Source organism: Parasphingorhabdus sp. W113 (genome assembly GCF_055693205.1).
On the sequence record NZ_CM146328.1, the window covers coordinates 1,078,291 to 1,100,148 of the forward strand.

The window sequence follows — 21,858 nt, forward strand, 5'->3', positions numbered from 1 at the left end:
GTGTAACCAATGATGGTGCCATGCCGGAAATTGCGGCGGGCCTGCAGAAAAAGCGCTTTCAGCTGCAATCCCGCCTGGGTCGCAGCGACCGGTCGCCGCTTTCGGTGTGGTTCTGGGAACTGGACCGCGTGTTGCTGGCGCTGATCATGACACTGGTGGCGATCGGTTTGATTGCCATTGCCGCGGCTTCGCCGGTCTCGGCGCCGAAGCTCAGCACCGCGACCGTAACCATTGATCCGCTCTATTATTTCTATCGGCAGCTGGGCTGGGTCATTGTCGGTGTTCCGGTCATGCTGGTGGTGTCTATGCTGCCAAAAGAGCAAGCCCGCCGGTTTGCCCTTATTGCCGCGGTGGTCGCCTTTGCGCTGCTGTTTCTGGTGCCGGTTTTCGGTAAAACGGTAAACGGCGCCCAGCGTTGGATCGGCTATGGTTTTGCGACCATTCAGCCGGGTGAATTTCTCAAGCCCTTCTACGCCGTATCGATCGCCTGGTTGCTGTCGCTGCGGGTAAAGGATCCGTCTTTGCCGGTTATTTCCCTGTCGTTCGTGCTGACCGGTATCGTGGCGTTGCTGCTGATGCTGCAACCGAATCTCGGGCAAACCATCATATTCTGCGGCATCTGGTTTGTGCTGATGATGATCTCCGGCCTCTCGGCCCGCCTGATTGCAGCGATCAGTATCGGCGGTATTGGCGGCATTGTCGGGGCCTATTTTCTTTATCCGGTTGCCACCCAGCGGATTAACTCCTGGCTGTTCGGCGGCGACGAATTTGATCAGGTGATGCTGGCTTATCGGGCGCTGACCGGCGGCGGTCTGCTGGGGACCGGGCCCGGTCTGGGAACCGCCAAATTCAAATTGCCCGAAGCCCATACCGATTATATTTTCTCGGTCATTGGCGAGGAATTCGGCCTACTCGCCTGCGTTGCAATCGCGCTGGTCTATCTGGCGATCATCGTCCGGGTGTTCCTGCGCCTGCTCGATGAAGAAGATAATTTCATCATATTGGCCGTCGGCGGGCTGACCGCGCAATTTGGCGGGCAGGCATTGATCAACATGGCGGTCAACCTGCAGCTGTTCCCGTCCAAGGGCATGACATTGCCGTTTATCAGCTATGGTGGTTCTTCCTTCCTCGCACTGTCGCTTGGTGTCGGACTGCTGCTGGCCTTTACGCGCAGAAACCCCTATTTAGATCGCTCCCGTTATGGCACGGCATGGCCAAAGGAAGGAGCGGTCGCCCAATGAGTTTTACGAAGCATTTTGTCCTCGCCGCCGGTGGCACCGGAGGTCACATGATTCCGGCCTATGCGCTGGCCAAGGAACTGGTCCAGCGCGGGCACCGGGTAGCCCTGATTACCGATGAACGCGGAGAGAAAATTCCCGGCATGGTCGATGATGGCCAGGTCCATATCCTGCCGGCTGGCCGGATCACCAAAGATCCCCGCGGTTGGCTCTCGGGTGCCCGGGCGATTCTCAAAGGGCGCAAGATGGCGATGCAGCTCTATAATACATTCGAGCCATCCGCTGTTGTCGGCTTTGGCGGCTATCCGGCTTTCCCGGCTTTGCTGGCGGCGAACCGGAAAGATATCCCGACGATCGTCCACGAGCAAAATGCCGTGCTTGGCCGGGTGAACCGCCTGGCCGCGCGGACGGTCAACGCGATCGCGACATCCTATCCCGACGTGATGAAGGTGAAGCCAAAACATAAGGCCAAGGTGCATCTGGTTGGCAATCCGGTCCGGGAAGAGGTTATCGCGCTGCGCGAGGAACCCTATCCACCGCTAACAGAAGAAGGCATTTTCAGGGTGCTCGTGACCGGCGGCAGCCAGGGGGCGACGATCCTTTCGGATGTCGTTCCGGATGGCCTCGCGATGCTGCCGATGCATTTGCGCCACCGGCTGCAAGTCACCCAGCAATGCCGCGAGCAGGATATCGAACGGGTGCGCGCCAAATATGCCGAGCATGATATCCCTGCCGAACTGGCGACCTATCTGCCGGACCTGCCCCAGCGTCTCGGCTGGGCGCATCTGGTTATCGGCCGGGCCGGTGCCTCAACCATTGCGGAGCTGACCACGGCTGGCCGGCCTGCCATTCTCATCCCGCTGCCCATCGCGACCGATGATCATCAGACCGAAAACGTGCGCGAGATGGTTGCTGCCGGCGGCGCGCGCGCGATCGCACAACCGCAATTCACCGCCAAGGAACTCGCCAAGCAAATGCAGAAAATGGCACTCGGACCCGATGCGCTGCAGAACGCTGCACGATTTGCCCGGAAATGCGGACGGCCCGAAGCGGTCAGTGATCTCGCCGACCTGGTCGAAAGCATAGGCACATCGCCTTTGTCCAAAACCCTGAAGGTCAAGAAAGAGTCGGGCAATCTGGGCGGCATCCAGCGCGAGGCGCTGGCGAAAGACAATGTCCAATGAAGGGCGTCGGTACGGATATTGGTACGATCCACTTTGTCGGCATTGGCGGCATCGGTATGTCGGGTATTGCTGAAGTAATGCACAATATGGGCTATGCGGTGCAGGGATCCGATCTGGCCGAAAGCTATATTATCGAAGGGTTGCGCGCCAAAGGCATCAAGGTGATGATCGGGCAGCAGGCCGAGAATGTCGTGGGCACCGCTGTGGTGGTGATTTCCACCGCTGTTAAGCGCGGCAATCCGGAAGTCGAAAAAGCGCTCGAAGAACGAATTCCGCTGGTGCGCCGGGCCGAGATGCTGGCCGAACTGATGCGGCTCAAAAGAACCATCGCCATTGCCGGCACACATGGCAAAACAACCACCACGTCTATGGTTGCAGCGATGCTTGATGCGGGGGGCATTGACCCGACCGTGATCAATGGCGGAATCATCAACAATTATGGCTCCAATGCGCGTCTCGGTGATAGCGAATGGATGGTTGTCGAGGCGGATGAAAGCGATGGCAGTTTTCTACGGCTTGACGGTACCATTGCCGTTGTCACCAATATCGATCCCGAACATCTCGACCATTATGGCAGTTTTGAAAAGATCAAGGACAGCTTTGTCGAGTTTATCGAAAACGTGCCCTTTTATGGCGCAGCGATCCTGTGCCTCGATCATCCCGAAGTGCAGGCGATCCTGCCGCGCATTCGTGATCGCCGTCTGATCACCTATGGCTTCTCGGCGCAGGCCGATGTCAAAGGGATTAACGTCACACCCTATCCCGGTGGCAATCGCTTTGACGTGATGATCCGCGACCGCGATGGCGAGACGCGCACGATCGAAGGGATCGCGCTGCCCATGCCGGGCCGGCACAATGTCGAAAATGCTATTGCGGCGGTCGCGGTCGGCCTCGAAATGGGCATGACCGATCAACAGATTGCGAGTGGCTTTGATCAGTTTGGCGGCGTCAAACGGCGCTTTACCAAAGTGGGTGAAGTGGACGGTGTCACGATCATCGATGACTATGGTCACCATCCGGTTGAAATTCGGGCGGTGCTGTCCGCTGCCCGCGAAGGCGCCGAAGGCCGTGTCATCGCGGTGGTGCAACCGCATCGTTTCACCCGGTTGCGCGATCATATGGAAGATTTCCAGCAGGCCTTTAACGATGCCGATATGGTTTTTGTCACACCCGTCTATGTCGCCGGCGAAGACCCTATCGAGGGCGTCGACAGTCTGGCGCTGGTCAATGGTCTAAAGAAACGCGGCCACCGGATTGCCGAAACGGTTGCGGATGCCCCGGCACTGGCACAGCGACTCGCAGATGTGATCGAAGACAAGGACATGGTCGTCTGTCTGGGGGCCGGCGATATCACCAAATGGGCCGCGGGACTGGCTGATACTATCAAGGCGGCACAGGCATGAGCGCGGTGATCACAATGCCCGAAACGCGCGGGAAATTGACCGCTGATGCGCCGCTGGCGCCGCTTGTCTGGTTCAAAAGCGGCGGAGCCGCACAATGGTTGTTTGAACCGAAGGATCGAAATGATCTACAACAGTTTCTCCGTAATCTCAGATCTGGGATGACGGTCTGGCCTTTGGGGCTAGGGTCCAATCTGATCATCCGCGATGGGGGCATCCAGGGCGTGGTGGTCAGATTGGGCAAGGCATTTTCCGGTATTGCTATGCACGCAAGCGATCCCAACCGGATCGTCTGCGGTGCGGGTGCGCCGGGTATCTCCGCCGCGAGCTTCGCGCGCGACAACAGCCTCGCGGGGCTGGAATTCCTCCGCGGTATCCCGGGAACTGTGGGCGGCGCCGTGCGGATGAATGCCGGTGCTTATGGCCGCGAAGTCTGTGACGTGTTTGTCGCGGCCGAAATCATGCTGCGCGACGGTTCGGTGGCGCAATTTGATCGCGAAGCGATGGACTATAGTTATCGCCATTCGGGATTGCCCGAAGGCGCCATTGTGGTCAGCGCGACGTTCGAAGGCGAGGCAGGCGACAAGGAATTAATCGCAGCGGAAATGAAACGAATTGGCGATGAACGCGAAGCGTCCCAGCCGTTGCGCACCAAGACCGGCGGATCGACATTCAAAAATCCCGATGGCGCCAAAGCCTGGCAGCTGGTCGACGAGGCAGGCTGTCGCGGCCTGCAAATCGGCCAGGCGCAGGTTTCCGAGAAACACTGCAACTTTCTGCTCAACCTCGGCGGCGCCACCTCGGCGGATATCGAGGCACTGGGCGAAGAAGTCCGGCGCCGCGTGAAAGCACATAGCGGCGTGGACCTGCATTGGGAAATCCAGCGCGTGGGAGAAGCGGCATGACCGGTAAACTCCATGTCGCGGTCTTGATGGGCGGCTGGTCGGCCGAGCGCGAGGTGTCGTTGATGAGCGGCAATGGTGTGGCCGATGCGCTCGAGAAAAACGGGCATCGGGTGTCCCGAATTGATATGGATCGCAATATTGCGATGGTGCTCGATGCCGTGAAGCCGGATGTGGTGTTCAATGCGTTGCACGGCTGCCCGGGTGAAGACGGTTCGGTGCAGGGGATGCTTGATTTGATGCAGATCCCCTATACCCATAGCGGTCTTGCCTCCTCGGTCATCGCGATCGACAAGGAACTGACCAAGCAGCAGCTGGTGCCTGCAGGCATCGCGATGCCGGAAGGGAAGATGGTCAAGAGTGCCGACATATTTGAAGCAGACCCGCTGCCGCGGCCTTATGTGCTGAAACCGGTCAATGAAGGGTCTTCGGTCGGCGTGGCGATCATCACCGATCAGGGCAACTATGGCAATCCGGTTGGCCGGGATGTCACGGGACCCTGGCAGGAATTTGACGAGCTGTTGGCGGAACCGTTTATCAAGGGGCGGGAACTGACCACTGCGGTGGTCGACGGCAAGCCTCTTTGCGTCACGGAATTGCGCACCAAATCCGGTTTCTACGACTATGACGCCAAATATACCGAAGGTCTCACTGAGCATATCTGTCCGGCTGATATCCCGGCCGAGATTGCAAAGCTCTGTCTCGACTATGCGCTGCGTGCGCATGAGCTGCTGGGCTGCAAAGGGACATCGCGGACAGATTATCGCTGGGATGACGAGCGGGGAGTCGATGGACTGTTTGTGCTCGAAACCAACACCCAGCCGGGTATGACACCGCTCAGTCTGGTTCCGGAACAGGCGAAGCATATGGGCATCAGCTATGAAGAGCTGGTGGAATTGATTTTGAGGGAAGCATTATGACAGCAGCATCGGTCAGACGCACCAACAAGAAACAAAAGGGAAAACCGCGCAAGGCCGCGAAGAGCAAGGTCCGTCAACTGTCGGTCTTTGACAAGATTCTGCGGGCGATGCCGGTGACTGAGGCGCAGGTCCAGAAAGGCCTGACCATCGGCCTGGTCGGCGTGTTCATTCTCGGTGCCTATAGTGTGGCGCATTATACCGGCATTACCGAACGTCTGTCCAATCAGACCGCCGAACTGGTCGGCAATGCCGGCTTTGAGGTTCAGCGGGTCGAGGTGACCGGCGTCAACCGGATTGACGAGCTGAAAATATACGAAATTACCCTGGCGCAGAAAGACCGGTCGATGATGCTGGTCGATATTGACCAGGTGCGCAGCGAGCTGATGCAAAATGGCTGGATTAAAGATGCCCGCATTTCCCGCCGCCTGCCGGATACCCTGGTGGTCGAAATCATCGAACGGGAACCGGCCGCGGTCTGGCAGCGCAATGGCAAGCTGTCGCTGATCGACAAGCAGGGGTTTGAATTGCAGAATATCCAGGCCGAGGAAATCCCGGATTTGCCGGTGATTGTCGGGAAAAAGGCCAATAAGCGTGTGCCGGAACTGGCCCGTTTGCTCGATGTGGCTCCCGCACTCAGTCCGCGGGTGACCGGTGCCACCTGGATCGGGAACCGGCGCTGGAATCTGGAATTTGAAAGCGGCGAGACGCTGGCTCTGCCTGAAGGCGAGGAGACGGCTGCCGCAGCGTTGCTCAACTTTGCGCGGATGGATGGTGTGAACCGTTTGCTCGGACGCGGGGTCGTGCATTTCGATCTGCGAGATGACGAGCGGGCCTATTTGCGGATGCCGCCCAAGCCGGCGACAGAACCGGAAAGTTGAACATGATCATGGCTGACAGAATATCATATTTGGGGGAACGGGACTAATGGCAGCTCGGGTAGAAAAAATCTTTACGGCGCTTGATATTGGCTCGTCGAAAACCACGGCGATGATCGCCGGCCGCATGGAAAATGGCGAGATCACCGTATTGGGCACCGGACAGCGCGCCAGCAAAGGTGTGAAGCGCGGCTATATTGCCGATACCGAGCTGACCGAGATGGATGTGCGCGACGCGGTGGAGCAGGCCGAACGGATCGCCGGGACCAATATTGACGACGTCTGGGTCAGTTTCTCTGCCGGTGGCCTGACCAGCAAGCTGACCGCGGTCGAAACCGAACTTGGCGGGCACCGGATTGAGCAGGAGGATATTGATGATCTCCTCAGCGCCGGTCGCAACAGCATTGATCCGCAAGGCAAGATGGTTCTCCACGCGCAGCCCGCGCTCTACACGCTTGATGGCCTCAATGGTGTGAAGAAACCCAAGGGTCTGCATGCCGACCGCCTCGGCGTTGATATTCATGTCATTCTTGCTGATGGATCCCCGGTGCGCAATATCGACATGAGCGTACGCGGCGCACACCTTAACGTCCGGTCGATTATAGCTTCGCCCATCGCTGCTGGCACGGCTTGCCTGTCCAAGGAAGAGCGGGAGCTTGGCGTCGCGCTGGTCGAATTGGGCGCGGAGGTGACCAATGTGTCGCTTTTTGCTGGCGGCATGCTGGTGGGTCTCGACACGCTGCCTTATGGGGCTGCTGACATTACCGACGACATTGCATCATCTTTTGGTCTGCGCCGGGCGCAAGCGGAGCGGATCAAATGTTTCCACGGCTCGGCCACGACCAGTCCGCGCGACAATCATGACGTGATTGATCTCGGCCTCGACGAATCCGAGCGCGAAAATGATGAAGATGGCCGCATTACCAAAGCCCAGTTGATCGCCATTATTCGCCAGCGGCTCGACCATCTGATCGGTGAAATTGGGCAGTCACTTAAGACTCTCGGCTTTACCGGACCCGTGGGTCGTCAGGTCGTGCTGACCGGCGGTGGCGCAGAATTGAAAGGCATTGCGGACTATGCCCAGTCCGCGCTCGGTCAGACGGTACGGATCGGCCGCCCTATCGGTCTGACCGCTTTGCCCGAGGCGCATAGCGGCCCGGCCTTCGCCGGATTGGCTGGTCTTGCGCTTTATGCGTCGCAGGAACCCGTCGATCTCAGATCGCTTCCAAAGAGCCGTCAAACTGTTCAGAAATATGGTGGTTCCGCTGTTATTGGTCGACTGATGTCCGCTATCCGGGGGAATTTTTGAAAATTTACGAAAAAAATTAACTTTTCGGGTGATTCCTCGGTGAAATTTGTGCAAAGCGTTACCCAAATGTTACACAATCAGTTTATGTCTGGGGAGACAGTGAAATGAGCATCAATATCGGCCCACCTGAAGTGGAAGAACTCAAGCCGCGGATCGCGGTGATCGGAGTGGGCGGTGCCGGCGGAAACGCGATCGCCAACATGATCGCCGCCAAGGTGGAAGGCGTTGATTTCATCGTCAGCAACACCGATGCCCAATCGCTCAACAGTTCTCCCGCCGAGCGCCGTATCCAGCTTGGTCCCGACATCACACAAGGCCTCGGCGCCGGTTCGCGTCCCGAAGTGGGTCGCGCGGCGGCCGAAGAAACACTGGAACTCGTGGAGCAGGCGCTTGATGGCGCGCATATGTGCTTTATCGCTGCCGGCATGGGCGGTGGCACCGGAACCGGCGCAGCGCCGGTTATTGCCAAGGCGGCCCGCGACAAAGGCATTTTGACTGTCGGTGTCGTAACCAAGCCATTCACTTTTGAAGGCACACGGCGGATGAAATCCGCGGAAGCCGGCATTGAAGAATTGCAGAAAAATGTCGACACCCTGATCATTATCCCCAACCAGAACTTGTTCCTCGTCGCCAATCCGAACACCACCTTCAAGGAAGCGTTTCTGCTGGCTGACGAAGTGTTGCAGCAGGGCGTGCGCGGGATCACCGATCTCATGGTCATGCCTGGCCTGATCAATCTCGACTTTGCCGATGTGCGGTCGGTCATGCACGAAATGGGCAAGGCGATGATGGGCACGGGCGAAGCGGAAGGCGACGGACGCGCGCTCGAAGCCGCTGAAAAAGCCATTGCCAATCCATTGCTCGACGGTGTGTCGATGCAGGGCGCGAAGGGCGTTATTGTTTCCATCACCGGCGGCGAAGACATGCGCCTGATGGAAGTTGATGAAGCCGCCAACCATATTCGTGAACTGGTCGATCCGGATGCCAATATCATCTGGGGCAGCGCATTTAACGAGAATCTCGACGGTCGTATCCGCGTGTCGGTCGTCGCAACCGGCATTGACAGCGATGGGTCGGTGGCTGCACCGCCAGCCTCTTCCTTTGCTATGAGCAATCCGGTTGGGGCAGAGCCGCTGGCGCCGTCCTTTGCATCAACAATCGCGTCCGAGCCGGAAGCGGAAGCCGCAGCCGAAGAGGCACCGCTTGATCTGTCCGAAGAGCTGGAAGCCACGGAAGCTGTTGAGGAAGCGGCGCCAGAAATGGCGGAGTCCGAGGCGTCACCAGCAGAATCTGCTCCGGAACCAGCGCCAGCGCCAGCAGCGACCTATGATGACGATAGCCCCCATGAAGACGCGGCACCCTCCTTTGCGTCTCTGACACCGGGCATGGCTACCGACGAGCCGGAAGAAGACGAGCTTGTACTGGGTGGGGATACCATCCAGCCGCTGGAAGAAGATACGGCGGCTCCTGGCGAACCCGCACCACGTGTCGCAACCGGCGGGGGAACCTTATTCGAACGGATGTCGAATCTGACGCGGGGATCATCGAAAGACGATGAAACCGCTGCAGAAGATGATGACGAAGAGTCCGGAGATCCACTCGACATTCCGCGCTTTTTGAATCGCCAGAACAACCAATAAGGAGACCGCAATCTGTCCCCCGGCCGAGAATGAAATGCAACCGTCGGACCGCATTGGTCTTCAGGGCAGGGCAGCTGGCCTTGGTGGCCACCGCCAGTGCTTGATTTTGTCACCATTTGGACGCTTAGCAAGATTGTGATCTCGCCTTAGAAAACTTCTCGCACTTTGTGCGTTGCCCATGGCAATGGCGAGTCTTCCGGCCCAGCCTGCGGCCGCGCAGGCCAATGCTTCGTCATCGTCCAACGACCTTCAAGATGCGCTGCGCCGCATCGCGCGCAATTCGAATGATTCAACGGCTCTTGCCGATGCCGGTCTCGCTGCCCTGGACATGGGCGATACCCGCGCAGCGATCGGTTTTCTAGCCAAGGCAGACCAGATTTATCCGCGCAGTGGCCGGGTCAAGGCCGGTCTTGCGCGGGCTTTGCTGAGAGAAGAAAACCCATTTGGCGCGATACGCTATTTTGACGAAGCCATTGTCCACGGCATTGCCCCGCGTGAGATTGCGCTTGATCGGGGTCTTGCCTATGACTTGATCGGTCGCAATGCGGATGCTCAGAAAGACTATGAATTGGCGATGCAGCAAGGTCAAAGCAAGCAGCTGCTCAATCGCTATGCGATTTCGCTCGGGATCAGCGGGAATATTGAGGCGGCCGATGCAAAGCTGAACCCGTTGCTGCAGAAAAGTGACCGCGATGCCTGGCGCAACCGGGCGTTTATTTTTGCGATGAACGGTGAAAAGAAAGAAGCAAACAAGATTGCCCGCCAGACTATGCAGAAACGGATGGCCGCGGCGATCAAACCGTTTTTCGATCGCATGTCGAAACTGACCGCAGCACAGAAAGCCGCTGCCGTGCATTTCGGTCATTTTCCGGCGAGTGAAAATATTGGTGTTGATGTCGCTTCTGTTCGGTTCGCGGCCAATTCTGCCGTACGCGGTGGGGATGGAGCCGATGCCGGTTTGATCCCGGTCGGTGAGCCGCTTGGCGAAGAGGTTGAAAAGCCCCGCGTTCTGGCCATGCCAGACACATCGCCGCGTCGACGCCCGGGTTCCTCATCGACGAAAAACAATTCCAGGCCATCTGAACGCGCAGATACCAAGGTTGCAGTGGCGCTGCCACGGACCGAATTGCCGGTCCCTGCAACAGCTCGGCCCCTGGTGCGCGCTGTCAGTCCGCCGGAGGATACGCAACCAAAAACAGCCAATGCCGACCCGTCGGCGCGACCCGGTTTCGAAACCGAGGTGGGCGGCGAGGGAAAGCCGAGCGATGCCCGGAAACCGGTTCAGACCGCGGCCAATGAGGCGCGCGCACCGCTGGTATCCGAAACCGTGAAAAGGCAAGTGAAGATCGGAGATCAAGCGGCGGCAGAATCAGCAAAGGCGTCTGCAGGCCAGGCCGACAAACCGGCGAATTTAATCACCTTTGATCTGGCCCAGACCAATGCCACAAAAGAAATGACGTCCGGTGCCGTCGGGTCGCCGCCACCAACCAAATCCTTGTCCGCCATTATCGGCGCGATTGAAATTCCGGAACAGGAAACTCGATCAAAGGTCGTGCCTGTGGATCTCGGAAAAATCACGCCTGCCAAACCCAAACCGAAAAAGATCGCGACCAAGCCCGAAACTGCTGAACCGAAAAAACCCGATCATCCCAAGCGCTACTGGGTCCAGATTGCCACCGGATCCAACCTGTCGGCGCTGAAATTTGACTATCGCAAGATGGCGCGGAGAAATGCTGATTTGTTTGCCAAGCAGGAGGGCTGGACGTCTCCCTGGGGTAGAACCCGGCGTTTGGTGGTCGGCCCGTTTGACGATTTGACGGCTGCGAAGAAATTTGAATCAGGCTTCCGTAAAAATGGTGGCGACGGGTTTGCCTGGGTGAGCGCCGATGGTGTGGAAGTGAACAAGCTCAACCCATGATCGGTGCGGCCCGCTATGCCAGCGACCCCGGACAGAGTCGCGGGCGATTGCATGATGAGGGGCGCGCCGAAAATCAGGCCAATATCCGGGGGCCACGCGATGCTTTTCAACGCGACCGCGATCGCATCATCCATTCGATTTCCTTTCGCCGTTTGCGCCACAAGACCCAGGTGTTCGTGGCCCCGGATGGTGACCATTACCGGGTCCGTCTGACCCACAGTCTCGAGGTTGCCCAGATCGGGCGCACGATTGCGCGGGCGCTGGGTCTAAACGAGGATCTGACCGAGGCGCTCTGTCTGGCGCATGATATCGGTCATCCACCCTTTGGTCATGCCGGGGAGGACGCGCTGGAGGCGGCGCTGGAAGAATATGGCGGTTTCGACCATAATGCCCAGACCATTCGCACCCTGAGCCAATTGGAACGGCCCTATCCGCGCTGGGATGGGCTCAATCTGACCTGGGAAATGCTCGAGGGCCTCGCCAAGCATAACGGGCCGATCGATACGCCAACCTGGGCCTTGGCCGAAGCCAATGCCGCGATGAACCTGGATCTCAAGACATGGCCTTCGCTGGAAGCCCAGATTGCGGCGGTTGCGGATGATATCGCCTATGACAATCATGATATTGATGACGGGATCCGCGCGGGCTTGCTATCGATCGATCAATTGCTGGAACTCCCGTTTATCGCTTCGCGCTGGGAGGCCATTTGTGCGCGTTTTTCAGATGTGGACCGGGATTTGCTGGTTGCAGAACTGATCCGGGATCAGATCGGTCTGATGGTCAACGACGTAATTGAGACCACCCGCAACCGGCTGTCGGCGCTTGCCGTGGAAACCGTCGATGATGTGCGGGCCGCCGGACAGATGATCGGTGGATTTTCCGAAGACATGGCCGAGAAGGAGCGCCGACTGAAACGCTTCATGTACGCCAATCTCTATAATCACGCCGAACAAATGGCGGCGGCTGACGAAGCAAGGGTCGTGGTGTCCGAACTGGTTGAGGCCTATCGCGAAAAACCATCGCTCATGCCCGAAAGCTGGGCGCAGTCGTTGCCATCGGCGGAACCGCAGCGGATGCGGCATATTGCGGATTTCATGGCCGGCATGACCGATCGCTACGCTAGCAATTGCCATGCCGAAATTTTTGGGGAGCAGCGGCGATGAACCAGGCTATAGTGATCGTCGGTGCCACGGGTTTGATCGGCAATTTGCTGGTCGATCAATTGCTTGCCGACGGCGAGGATCGTCCGGTGCATCTGTTGCTGAGGCGGCCGGCGACGCGGGACTATGGCGCTGCCCAAATCCATGTCGCACCACCCGACCAGTGGCCCGAGTTGATCGCGACAATAAACCTCGGAACGGTGATCTCCTGTCTCGGTTCGACGATGAAAAAAGCCGGTTCGAAGGAAGCGTTCGCGGGGATTGACCGTGACCTGGTCGGTGGGGTGGTAACTGCCGCAAGAGCGGCTGGTGCCACCCATTGTATCGCGGTATCTTCAACCATGGCTGACCCCGATGCCTCGAGCTTTTATCTGAAGGTCAAGGGACAGGCGGAACAGATCATGCGGGACCAGGGTTTTGATCGGCTGGACCTTGTGCGTCCCGGCCTGCTGCGGGGCAACCGCACCGATGATCTCCGGCTGGGTGAGAGCCTGGCGATTATCGCCAGTCCGGTTCTCGACAATCTGCTGCACGGTCGTTTTCGGCGTTATCGGTCGATTGATGCAGCGGATGTTGCCGCTGCGATCGCGGCATTGCTGCATGCGGAGGCGCCAGGTGAAACCGTCCATGAAAATGATGCGATCTGGTCGCTGGCCGCCGCTCGCCATCAGCAGGCCTAAAATAATCCTGGTCAGACTATCGAATCATTGACTCTAAACTTGGCGTCGGTCACGCTTTCATCTGCTTTTGGTTTCCACCTTTCAGGTATCGACCACGAAGTCTTGCGGGAGAGCGTTAGCAATCCTTGATCCGATTGCCAGCCGCCGAAGGAGCAACCGCCCCGGAAACTCTCAGGCCCATGGACCGCATTGCTTCACAAGCACTCTGGAAAGAGGGCGCAGGCAAACCATGCTCGCGCCCCACCGAAGGGGAAATCTGTTTTGGGCGCGCCCGGACAGACCAAGCTCTCAGGTTCCGTGACAGAGGGGGCAGCATGCGGGCTTTTTGCGTGCTGTAACCTTTTGAGTATCGGACCTTTTTGATGAGCGAACGCATAACGGATGATATAAAGACTCTGCCGCTGGATCGCTGGCACCGAGATCAGGGTGGCCGGATGGTGCCTTTTGCGGGCTATGCCATGCCGGTGCAATATGAAGGCGTGATGGCCGAGCATTTGTGGACCCGCGAAAATGCTGGACTGTTCGACGTCAGCCATATGGGGCAGGTGCAATTGACCGGTGATGGCGCCGCTGCGGCTCTGGAATCCATTGTTCCCGGTAATATTTCCGCTCTGGGCGTTGGCAAAATCCGGTATACTTTGCTGTTGGCGCAGGATGGTGGAATCCTCGATGACCTGATGGTGACCAATACCGGTCGCAATCTGTATCTGGTCGTCAATGGCGCGACCAAATATGATGATATCACCTATCTTGAGGCCCAATTGCCGTCGGATATCACCCTCGACCATATGGAAGATGCCGGTCTGCTTGCGTTGCAGGGGCCAAAAGCCGCCGCAGCGCTGGCGCGTCTGGAGATCCGTCCGATGCAGCCGGACTGGCCCGGTCCGACCGAATTGTTTTTCATGGAAGCGGGACCGTTCCTGTGGGGTGACATCCCGCTGGGGATCAGCCGCTCGGGCTATACCGGTGAAGACGGTTTTGAAATCAGCGTCCCGGCTGAACATATGGAAAAGCTTGCGGCAGCGCTCTGTGCACTGGACGAGGTGAAACCCATTGGCCTGGGCGCTCGAGACAGTTTGCGGCTGGAGGCGGGTTTGCCGCTCTATGGCCATGACATGGATGCGACGGTGTTGCCGGTGGAGGCGAACCTGAATTTTGCGCTGTCAAAAGCGCGGCGCGAGGAGGGCAATTTTGCCGGAGCGGATCGCGTGCTCGCGCAATATCCCGACAAAGCCGATAAGCGGCGCGTCGGGTTGATGGTCAATGGTCGTCAGCCGATCCGCGAAGGGGCGGACGTGGTCGACGACGAGGGCCGGAATATTGGCAAGGTCACCAGCGGTGGCTTCGCGCCGAGCCTGCAAAAGCCCATCGCCATGGCTTATGTACCGATGGCCCAGGCGCAAACCGGAACCGAAATTACTGTGGAGCAGCGGGGCAAGGCAATAGCCTGTACGGTCGCAGACATGCCCTTTGTGCCGCATCGCTATCATCGCAAACCCAAAGCATGATCAAATTACGGAGTGAGGAGAAAGCAAGACTATGAGCCGCTATTTTACTGATGAACATGAATGGATCGACGTCGAAGGCGATACCGCAACGGTGGGAATCACCGACTATGCGCAAGAGCAGTTGGGCGATATCGTTTTTGTAGAAACGCCGGAAATCGGTGCGGAGCTCGCACAAGGGGATGACGCGGCTGTCGTGGAATCGGTCAAGGCCGCTTCCGATGTCTATGCGCCGGTATCCGGAACCGTCGTCGAAGCCAATGAGGCTCTCGAAGACGAACCCGCACTGGTCAATAATTCTGCCGAAGAAGATGGCTGGTTCTTCCGCCTGACATTGTCCGATACGTCTGAACTCTCCGATCTGATGAATGAAACCGCCTATAAGGCCTTTGTCGAAGACCTTTAACCCAATCAGGAATTTATAATGCGTTATCTGCCGCTTACACCCGATGATCGTCAAGACATGTTAGCCACAATTGGCGCGCAATCGGTTGACGATCTGTTTGTCGATGTTCCTGCCGATGCGCAGCTGGATGGTCCGATCCGTGCACTGCCGATGCACGCCGGGGAAATGGCGGTGGAAGCGCATATGAAAAAGCTCGCCAAACAGAATCATGCCGCAGGGGACATGCCATTCTTCCTCGGCGCCGGAGCCTATCGGCATCATGTACCGGCCAGTGTGGACCATATCATTCAGCGCGGGGAATTCCTGACCGCCTATACGCCCTATCAGCCCGAAATCGCGCAGGGGACCTTGCAGACCCTGTTCGAATTCCAGACCCAGGTCGCCCGGCTCTTCGGTATCGATGTTGCCAATGCGTCGATGTATGATGGATCCACGGCCTGCTGGGAAGCCATTGTGATGGCGCGGCGGATCACCAAGCGCGGCAAGGTGATATTGTCTTCCGGCCTGCATCCACATTATGTGTCGGTCGCCCGAACCATGGCGCGCTTTACCAAGGACCAGATATTTGGCCACGCACCCGAACTGTCGGCGACGACCGACAATGCGGCGTTGCTGGCGCAGATTGATGACGAAACGAGCTGCGTTGTGGTGCAATATCCGGATATATTGGGCCGCCTGTCGGACATGTCTGCGCTGGTGGAAAAGGCCCATGCGCACAAAGCGCTGGTAATCGCCGTTGTGACCGAGCCGGTGGCTCTGGGGGCGATCACGTCGCCGGGTGAAATGGGGGCTGATATTGTTGTCGGGGAAGGGCAGTCGCTCGGCGTCGGTCTGCAATTTGGCGGTCCCTATGTCGGTCTGTTTGGTTGCAAGAACAAATATGTTCGCCAGATGCCCGGCCGGCTATGCGGTGAAACCGTCGATGCCGAAGGCAAACGCGGCTTCGTGTTGACCCTGTCGACCCGCGAACAGCATATTCGCCGCGAAAAAGCGACGTCCAATATCTGTACCAATAGCGGCCTTTGTGCGCTGGCATTCACTGCGCACATGACCTTGCTCGGTGAAAAAGGGCTGCGCGAGCTGGCGATGCTCAACCACAAAAAGGCGGTGGCGGCTGCCGACAGACTTTCGCGTATAGATGGCATCTCGCTGCTGAACGACAGCTTTTTCAACGAATTTACGCTGGTTCTGAATGACGATGCCCGGTTGATTGTTCGCAGGCTTGCGGACCGGAAAATTCTCGCCGGTGTGTCGCTCGGGCGCCTGTATCCGGACGAAAAGGCGCTGGCTCATGGACTGGTGGTGGCGGTGACGGAAACCGCGAGCGACGAGGATATTGAAACCCTGGCGCACGCGCTGGAAGGAGAAATGGCATGAGCATGGCAGAAACCGGCCGCCCGACCAAACAGGACGCCAATGTTGCAGCGCCTTCACCCAGTGGCCCGGCAACCCATACTGGCAATCGCGCCTTGATGGTGGATGAACCTTTGATTTTCGAAATTGGTTCGGCGGATCGCAGCGGGGTTGATTTGCCGGAAGCACCGGACGTCGCTTCTCGCCTGGGAGGCCTTGAGCGCACGCAACCAATTGCCATTCCCGGGCTTTCGGAAGCCGAAGCCGTGCGGCACTACACGCGGTTGAGCCGGCAGAATTACGCCATTGATGTCGGTTTGTTTCCGCTCGGCAGCTGCACGATGAAACATAATCCGCGGCTCAACGAGAAAATGGCCCGCCTCAAAGGCTTCTCTGATATCCATCCGTTGCAACCCACTGAAAGCGTTCAGGGCGCGCTCGGGTTGATCCACGAACTGGCCGAATGGCTGAAGACATTGACCGGCATGCCGGCCGTGGCGATGAGCCCCAAGGCCGGCGCCCATGGCGAATTGTGCGGGATCCTCGCCATCCGCTCTGCGCTCGAAGCGCGCGGTGATGCGCGCGAAGTCATATTGGTTCCAGAAAGCGCCCATGGCACCAACCCGGCGACGGCGGCCTTTGCGGGCTATAAGGTGGAGGATATTCCCGCCAATGCAGCCGGGCGTGTCGATCTCGATGCGCTCAAGGCGCGGCTTGGTCCCGATGTGGCTGGTGTGATGATCACCAACCCGAACACCTGCGGCTTGTTCGAACCGGATATGAAAGCCATTTCCGATGCGGTGCATGACGCTGGCGGTCTGGTCTATTGCGATGGCGCGAATTTCAATGCGATTGTCGGTCGGGTGCGCCCCGGTGACCTTGGTATTGATGCGATGCATATCAATTTGCACAAGACCTTTTCAACACCCCATGGCGGCGGTGGACCAGGATCCGGGCCGGTGGTCTTTTCCGCGGCGCTGGAGCCCTTCGCGCCGTTGCCATTTGTCGAGAAATGGGAAGATGGCCGTTTCCATCTGGTTGAAGAGGAAACCGCCGAGGCCCATCACGAGCAAAGCTTTGGCCGGATGGTGGCCTTTCATGGGCAGATGGGCATGTTCAGCCGCGCGCTGACCTATATGCTGAGCCATGGCGCTGACGGCCTCAAGCAGGTGGCGGAAGATGCCGTGCTCAACGCCAATTATGTGCTGCGCAGTCTCGAAGACGTGCTCGAGGCGCCTTTTGCGGATCTGGGCCCGTGCATGCACGAAGCGCTTTTCTCCGACAATGGGTTTACCAATGGCCTGACAACACTGGATCTGGCCAAGGGGTTGATCGATGAAGGCTATCATCCGATGACCATGTATTTCCCGCTCGTGGTTCATGGCGCGATGCTCGTCGAACCAACCGAAACCGAGAGCAAGGCGGCGATTGATCAGTTTATCGGTGCGTTCCGATCGGTGGCAGAACGCGCCAAGGCCGGGGATGAGCTGCTGAAGTCTGCACCGCATTTCGCACCTTTGCGGCGGCTTGATGAAACCCAGGCTGCGCGCAAGCCGATATTGGTCTGGCAGGAACCCGAGGAATTTGCCGAAGCGGCTGAATGATTTTTCAGCGCCTGACAAGCCTGTTCGCTTTGTGGACAGTGCTGGGTACCGCCTGGGCCTGGTTTTTGCCGGACCATTTCCTCTGGGTTGTCGATGGCCGGTTCCGTCCGTTTGGACAGTCGCTGGTCAGTGTGATGCTGGGCTTGATCATGCTTGGGATGGGGCTGACGCTGTCGGTGGATGATTTCAAGCGCATCGCGCGAATTCCCAAATGTGTCGCCACCGGGGTGGCGTTGCAATTTACGGTCATGCCGCTGGCAGGCATTGCCATCGCGACCGGCGTCGGTCTGGAATCCGGACTGGCGGTCGGACTGATCCTTGTGTCCTGCTGCCCTGGCGGAACCGCATCCAATGTGGTCGCCTATCTCGCCCGCGCCAATCTGGCGCTGTCGGTCAGCATGACCATGGCCTCGACATTCGTAGCCGTGGTGGCAACACCGCTGCTCACCGGCTGGCTGGCCGGAAAATATGTCGAGATTGATCAATGGAACCTGTTCATCAACATGGTCTCGATCGTGTTGTTGCCGGTGGTCGCCGGCGTGGTTCTCAATCGCTATTTTCCCCAGATAACCCGGCGTATCGCGGTGGTGTCCCCGCTCGCTTCGGTGATCGTGGTTGTCTTGATCGTCGGCGGTATCGTGGCCAATTCCAAGGCCCTGATTGAACAATATTTCGGGATCTTGATGCTGGCCATATTGCTGCTGCACGTCTTCGGTTTCGGGCTTGGCTATGCGCTGACCAGGATGCTGGGCTATGGTGTGGGCGAGCGGCGCACGATCAGCATCGAAGTCGGCATGCAGAATAGCGGACTGGGATCCAGTCTGGCATCGACACCGACCTTTGCGGCGCAGTTCGCAACCCCGATGCAGGCGGCGCTGGCGCCGGTTCCCAGCGCGATCTCGGCAGTTTATCATGTCGTGATTGGCAGTTTCCTTGCCGCGATCTGGCTACGGCAACCGGTTGAGGAGAACAGCAATGACCAATAGCGGGGATTCCGCACCCTGGTTTCGCGATCAGGCCGGACCGGAAGATGAAAAACACGCACCTGCCACCCTGCGCAACCGCGATGCCATTGTTGCGTTGCTCCAGGATATATTGCCTGAGCGCGGCACGGTTCTAGAAATTGCCAGCGGCACCGGCGAGCATGCGGTCTATTTTGGAGAGAAGTTCCCGAATCTGACCTGGCAGCCCAGCGATCCCGATCCGGATGGCTGTCGGTCGATCGCTGCCTGGACCAAGCGGGCCGGGGTTGGCAATGTGCTGCCGCCGTTGCAACTTGATGCGCTTGCATCCGACTGGCCGATTGACCCGCCTGCAGCGCTGCTGTGCATCAACATGGTGCATATCGCTCCGTGGGAGGCATCGATCGGGCTGATGGAAAAGGCCGCCAGGCTGCTTGCGCGCGGCAGCCTTCTTTATCTTTACGGGCCTTATTTTCGCGGCGACGCACCGACCGCGCAAGGCAATCTCGATTTTGACCGGAGCTTGAAAAGCCGTGACCTGCGCTGGGGCATTCGCGAAGTCGAGGACATGAATGCGCTCGCGAAGGCCAATGGCTTTGTCCGCAGCGATCTTGTTGAAATGCCAGCAAATAATATCTCATTGATCTATACACGCCAGTAAGCTGACCGCTCTTGCTTTGGCCAGAATGACGGCTTACGCTTTGCGCAATGAAAACAGGGAGTGGGCATGTCGACAGAACAACCAGAATTGCGCCGGTGCATGGGATCATCCATAGCCTATTGGGCCGAGCAATTGCCGGACAATGTCGCGCTGGATGATCCTGCTGGTGCCATTACCTATGCCAAGCTAGATCGCATCGTCACGGACTATGCCCGCGCGCTCACCGGCTCTGGCTTGGGCAAGGGCGAGCGGGTGTGCTGGCTCGGGAAGAACAGTGCGCTCTATTTCACCCTGTTCGCTGCGGCCAGCCGGACCGGCGCGGTGATGGCGCCGATCGGCTGGCGCCTCGCGGCCCCCGAGGTTGCCTATGTGCTCAAAGATACAAAGGCCCCGATGCTGATCTGCGAACCGGAATTTGCCGCGGTTGCCAAGGCGGCGGCCGCCGAATCCGGAACCGTGCAAACGATCTTGGTGGCAGGAGAGGCCGACGGCCTGCAATCGCTCGATGACTGGTTGATCAAAACCGCGCCTGGAGCTCTGCCTGACACCGACCCAGCCGAAGGCGTGCTGCAACTGTACACGTCCGGTACCACCGGCAATCCCAAGGGTGCGGTGCTGACCAACGATAACCTGTTCAAGATGCGCCCGCTGGTCGAGAACAAGCCGGAACATGCGTGGATTGATATTGGTCCCGAGGATAGCACGCTGGCGGTGATGCCCTGTGCGCATATCGCGGGGTCCGGAATCGGTCCGATAGCCTTCTATAATGGCGCGACGATGATGGTCATTCCCGAATTCCATCCGGACAGCGTGCTTGATTGTGTCGACAAGGGGCTCAACCAGTTTTTCCTCGTGCCGACCGCGCTGCAGATGCTGGTCAACTGGCCACGCGCAAAAGAGACCGATTTCAGCAGCGTGCGCTCGGTCACTTACGGCGCTGCGCCGATCCCGCTTGAGCTGCTTCGTCAATGTATTCAGACGATGCCGCAGGCCTTGTTCTGTCAGCAATATGGCATGACCGAAACCACCGGCACGGTCTGCATTCTGCCGCCAGAAGATCATGATCCGGCGGGCAACGACCGGATGCGCGGCATCGGGGTGCCGCTGCCTGGTGTTGAGATGAAAATTGTTGATGAACAGCATCAGGAAGTTCCGCCCAATACGATCGGAGAAATAGCCACACGGTCGGGTCTCAACATGCTGCATTATTTCAATAATCCGGAAAAAACAGCCGAGACAGTCGATGCCGATGGCTGGCTCTATACCGGCGATGCGGCGGTGATGGATGAAGATGGCTATTTCTACATCAAGGACCGGGTCAAGGACATGATCATCTCCGGCGGCGAGAATGTTTATCCCGCCGAAGTGGAGAACGCGATTTTCGGCCATCCGCAGGTCAATGAAGTGGCGGTGATCGGCATTCCCGATGACAAATGGGGCGAAGCGGTCAAGGCCGTGGTCTCACCCAAGCCCGATGCCGGAGAGGTCGACACGGACAGCGTCATCGCCTGGGCGCGCGAGCGGATAGCCGGGTTCAAGGTGCCCAAGACGGTTGATGTGATCCCGGAATTGCCGCGCAACGCCAGCGGAAAAATCCTCCGCCGCGAATTGCGAGCCCCCTATTGGGAAGGGCAGGAGCGCGGCGTGAATTAGTCGTGCGCCGCAATGTCTTCCGACAAGCGGCCCGATTATGCGATTTCTGTTCTTTGTATTATCATGCTATGCTCCGGACCGGGAGTATCAACGGGGGAATTGAAAAATGATCAAATTTTCAGCACGAACCACAAGTTTCGCAAGCAAGGCGGTGGCTCTGATGGTCGCTGGTGCCTTAGCCAGCGCCGCGGGCGCGACGCAGTTGCAGGCGACAAATGAAGCCGACAAGTCGGCCGAAGAACTTGCCGAAAAAGAGAAAATTACCGATAAGCGGCATCCGGACTATGTGCGTTGCCGCTCCGAACCGATTATCGGCAGCCTTGCCAGAAAACGCCGGGTTTGTCTGACCAACAGCCAATGGGCAGAAGCCCGGAAAAGCGGCAGGCGGCTTTCAGAAGACGTCGTCGGCTCGATTCAAATCATGAGCGGCGGCGGCAGTTTTACCGACGGAAAATAGCCAGAGCGGTTGTTGCTGAGGGGCGACCCTT

Annotated in this window: 19 protein-coding genes and 1 riboswitch; all 19 genes read left to right on the forward strand. The window is 58.3% G+C overall.

What is annotated here, in order from left to right:
- Nucleotides 1-20 precede the first annotated feature (20 nt).
- Nucleotides 21-1,241, forward strand: coding sequence for an FtsW/RodA/SpoVE family cell cycle protein (locus tag ACZ1GS_RS05090; RefSeq protein WP_472698067.1), 1,221 nt, complete (start codon nucleotides 21-23; stop codon nucleotides 1,239-1,241).
- A complete protein-coding gene (gene murG, locus ACZ1GS_RS05095) occupies nucleotides 1,238-2,422 on the forward strand; it encodes an undecaprenyldiphospho-muramoylpentapeptide beta-N-acetylglucosaminyltransferase (protein WP_472697409.1) in 1,185 nt (394 codons plus the stop codon). Before ACZ1GS_RS05090 ends, murG begins: the two co-directional genes overlap by 4 nt.
- The gene (gene murC / locus ACZ1GS_RS05100; protein WP_472697410.1) at nucleotides 2,419-3,825 is read left to right on the forward strand and encodes a UDP-N-acetylmuramate--L-alanine ligase; all 1,407 of its coding nucleotides are present in this window, start codon (nucleotides 2,419-2,421) and stop codon (nucleotides 3,823-3,825) included. Before murG ends, murC begins: the two co-directional genes overlap by 4 nt.
- Nucleotides 3,822-4,727: a UDP-N-acetylmuramate dehydrogenase gene (gene murB / locus ACZ1GS_RS05105; protein WP_472697411.1), complete on the forward strand. Its 906-nt coding sequence runs from the start codon at nucleotides 3,822-3,824 to the stop codon at nucleotides 4,725-4,727. The genes murC and murB overlap by 4 nt, the downstream gene beginning before the upstream one ends.
- Complete coding sequence (locus ACZ1GS_RS05110) at nucleotides 4,724-5,644, forward strand: D-alanine--D-alanine ligase (protein WP_472697412.1); 921 nt, start codon at nucleotides 4,724-4,726, stop codon at nucleotides 5,642-5,644. The genes murB and ACZ1GS_RS05110 overlap by 4 nt, the downstream gene beginning before the upstream one ends.
- Nucleotides 5,641-6,522: a cell division protein FtsQ/DivIB gene (locus tag ACZ1GS_RS05115; RefSeq protein WP_472697413.1), complete on the forward strand. Its 882-nt coding sequence runs from the start codon at nucleotides 5,641-5,643 to the stop codon at nucleotides 6,520-6,522. Before ACZ1GS_RS05110 ends, ACZ1GS_RS05115 begins: the two co-directional genes overlap by 4 nt.
- Before the next feature lie 46 nt (nucleotides 6,523-6,568).
- Nucleotides 6,569-7,828: a cell division protein FtsA gene (ftsA, locus tag ACZ1GS_RS05120; protein ID WP_472697414.1), complete on the forward strand. Its 1,260-nt coding sequence runs from the start codon at nucleotides 6,569-6,571 to the stop codon at nucleotides 7,826-7,828.
- Nucleotides 7,829-7,932: 104 nt separating this feature from the next.
- Nucleotides 7,933-9,468 (forward strand): cell division protein FtsZ, encoded by a 1,536-nt coding sequence (ftsZ, locus tag ACZ1GS_RS05125; protein WP_472697415.1) that lies wholly within the window; start codon nucleotides 7,933-7,935, stop codon nucleotides 9,466-9,468.
- A 178-nt stretch (nucleotides 9,469-9,646) separates the two neighbouring features.
- Complete coding sequence (locus ACZ1GS_RS05130) at nucleotides 9,647-11,386, forward strand: SPOR domain-containing protein (RefSeq protein WP_472697416.1); 1,740 nt, start codon at nucleotides 9,647-9,649, stop codon at nucleotides 11,384-11,386.
- On the forward strand, nucleotides 11,383-12,549 hold the full coding sequence (locus tag ACZ1GS_RS05135) for a deoxyguanosinetriphosphate triphosphohydrolase (RefSeq protein WP_472697417.1): 1,167 nt from the start codon (nucleotides 11,383-11,385) through the stop codon (nucleotides 12,547-12,549). The genes ACZ1GS_RS05130 and ACZ1GS_RS05135 overlap by 4 nt, the downstream gene beginning before the upstream one ends.
- Entirely contained in the window at nucleotides 12,546-13,226 is a 681-nt protein-coding gene (locus ACZ1GS_RS05140) for an NAD(P)H-binding protein (RefSeq protein ID WP_472697418.1), read from the forward strand. The genes ACZ1GS_RS05135 and ACZ1GS_RS05140 overlap by 4 nt, the downstream gene beginning before the upstream one ends.
- 95 nt (nucleotides 13,227-13,321) lie before the next feature.
- Nucleotides 13,322-13,423, forward strand: a riboswitch (glycine riboswitch).
- 165 nt (nucleotides 13,424-13,588) lie between these two features.
- A complete protein-coding gene (gene gcvT / locus ACZ1GS_RS05145; RefSeq protein WP_472697419.1) occupies nucleotides 13,589-14,734 on the forward strand; it encodes a glycine cleavage system aminomethyltransferase GcvT in 1,146 nt (381 codons plus the stop codon).
- 31 nt (nucleotides 14,735-14,765) lie between these two features.
- Nucleotides 14,766-15,137 carry a glycine cleavage system protein GcvH gene (gene gcvH / locus ACZ1GS_RS05150; RefSeq protein WP_472697420.1) on the forward strand — a complete coding sequence of 124 codons (372 nt, stop codon included), beginning with the start codon at nucleotides 14,766-14,768 and terminating at the stop codon, nucleotides 15,135-15,137.
- A gap of 18 nt (nucleotides 15,138-15,155) precedes the next feature.
- Nucleotides 15,156-16,514: an aminomethyl-transferring glycine dehydrogenase subunit GcvPA gene (gcvPA, locus tag ACZ1GS_RS05155; protein WP_472697421.1), complete on the forward strand. Its 1,359-nt coding sequence runs from the start codon at nucleotides 15,156-15,158 to the stop codon at nucleotides 16,512-16,514.
- Nucleotides 16,511-18,094 (forward strand): aminomethyl-transferring glycine dehydrogenase subunit GcvPB, encoded by a 1,584-nt coding sequence (gcvPB, locus tag ACZ1GS_RS05160; RefSeq protein ID WP_472697422.1) that lies wholly within the window; start codon nucleotides 16,511-16,513, stop codon nucleotides 18,092-18,094. Before gcvPA ends, gcvPB begins: the two co-directional genes overlap by 4 nt.
- Complete coding sequence (locus ACZ1GS_RS05165; protein WP_472697423.1) at nucleotides 18,091-19,080, forward strand: bile acid:sodium symporter family protein; 990 nt, start codon at nucleotides 18,091-18,093, stop codon at nucleotides 19,078-19,080. Before gcvPB ends, ACZ1GS_RS05165 begins: the two co-directional genes overlap by 4 nt.
- Nucleotides 19,070-19,717 (forward strand): DUF938 domain-containing protein, encoded by a 648-nt coding sequence (locus ACZ1GS_RS05170; RefSeq protein ID WP_472697424.1) that lies wholly within the window; start codon nucleotides 19,070-19,072, stop codon nucleotides 19,715-19,717. The genes ACZ1GS_RS05165 and ACZ1GS_RS05170 overlap by 11 nt, the downstream gene beginning before the upstream one ends.
- 66 nt (nucleotides 19,718-19,783) lie before the next feature.
- A complete protein-coding gene (locus ACZ1GS_RS05175) occupies nucleotides 19,784-21,370 on the forward strand; it encodes a long-chain-fatty-acid--CoA ligase (RefSeq protein ID WP_472697425.1) in 1,587 nt (528 codons plus the stop codon).
- 106 nt (nucleotides 21,371-21,476) lie between these two features.
- On the forward strand, nucleotides 21,477-21,827 hold the full coding sequence (locus ACZ1GS_RS05180; RefSeq protein ID WP_472697426.1) for a hypothetical protein: 351 nt from the start codon (nucleotides 21,477-21,479) through the stop codon (nucleotides 21,825-21,827).
- Nucleotides 21,828-21,858: the final 31 nt, after the last annotated feature.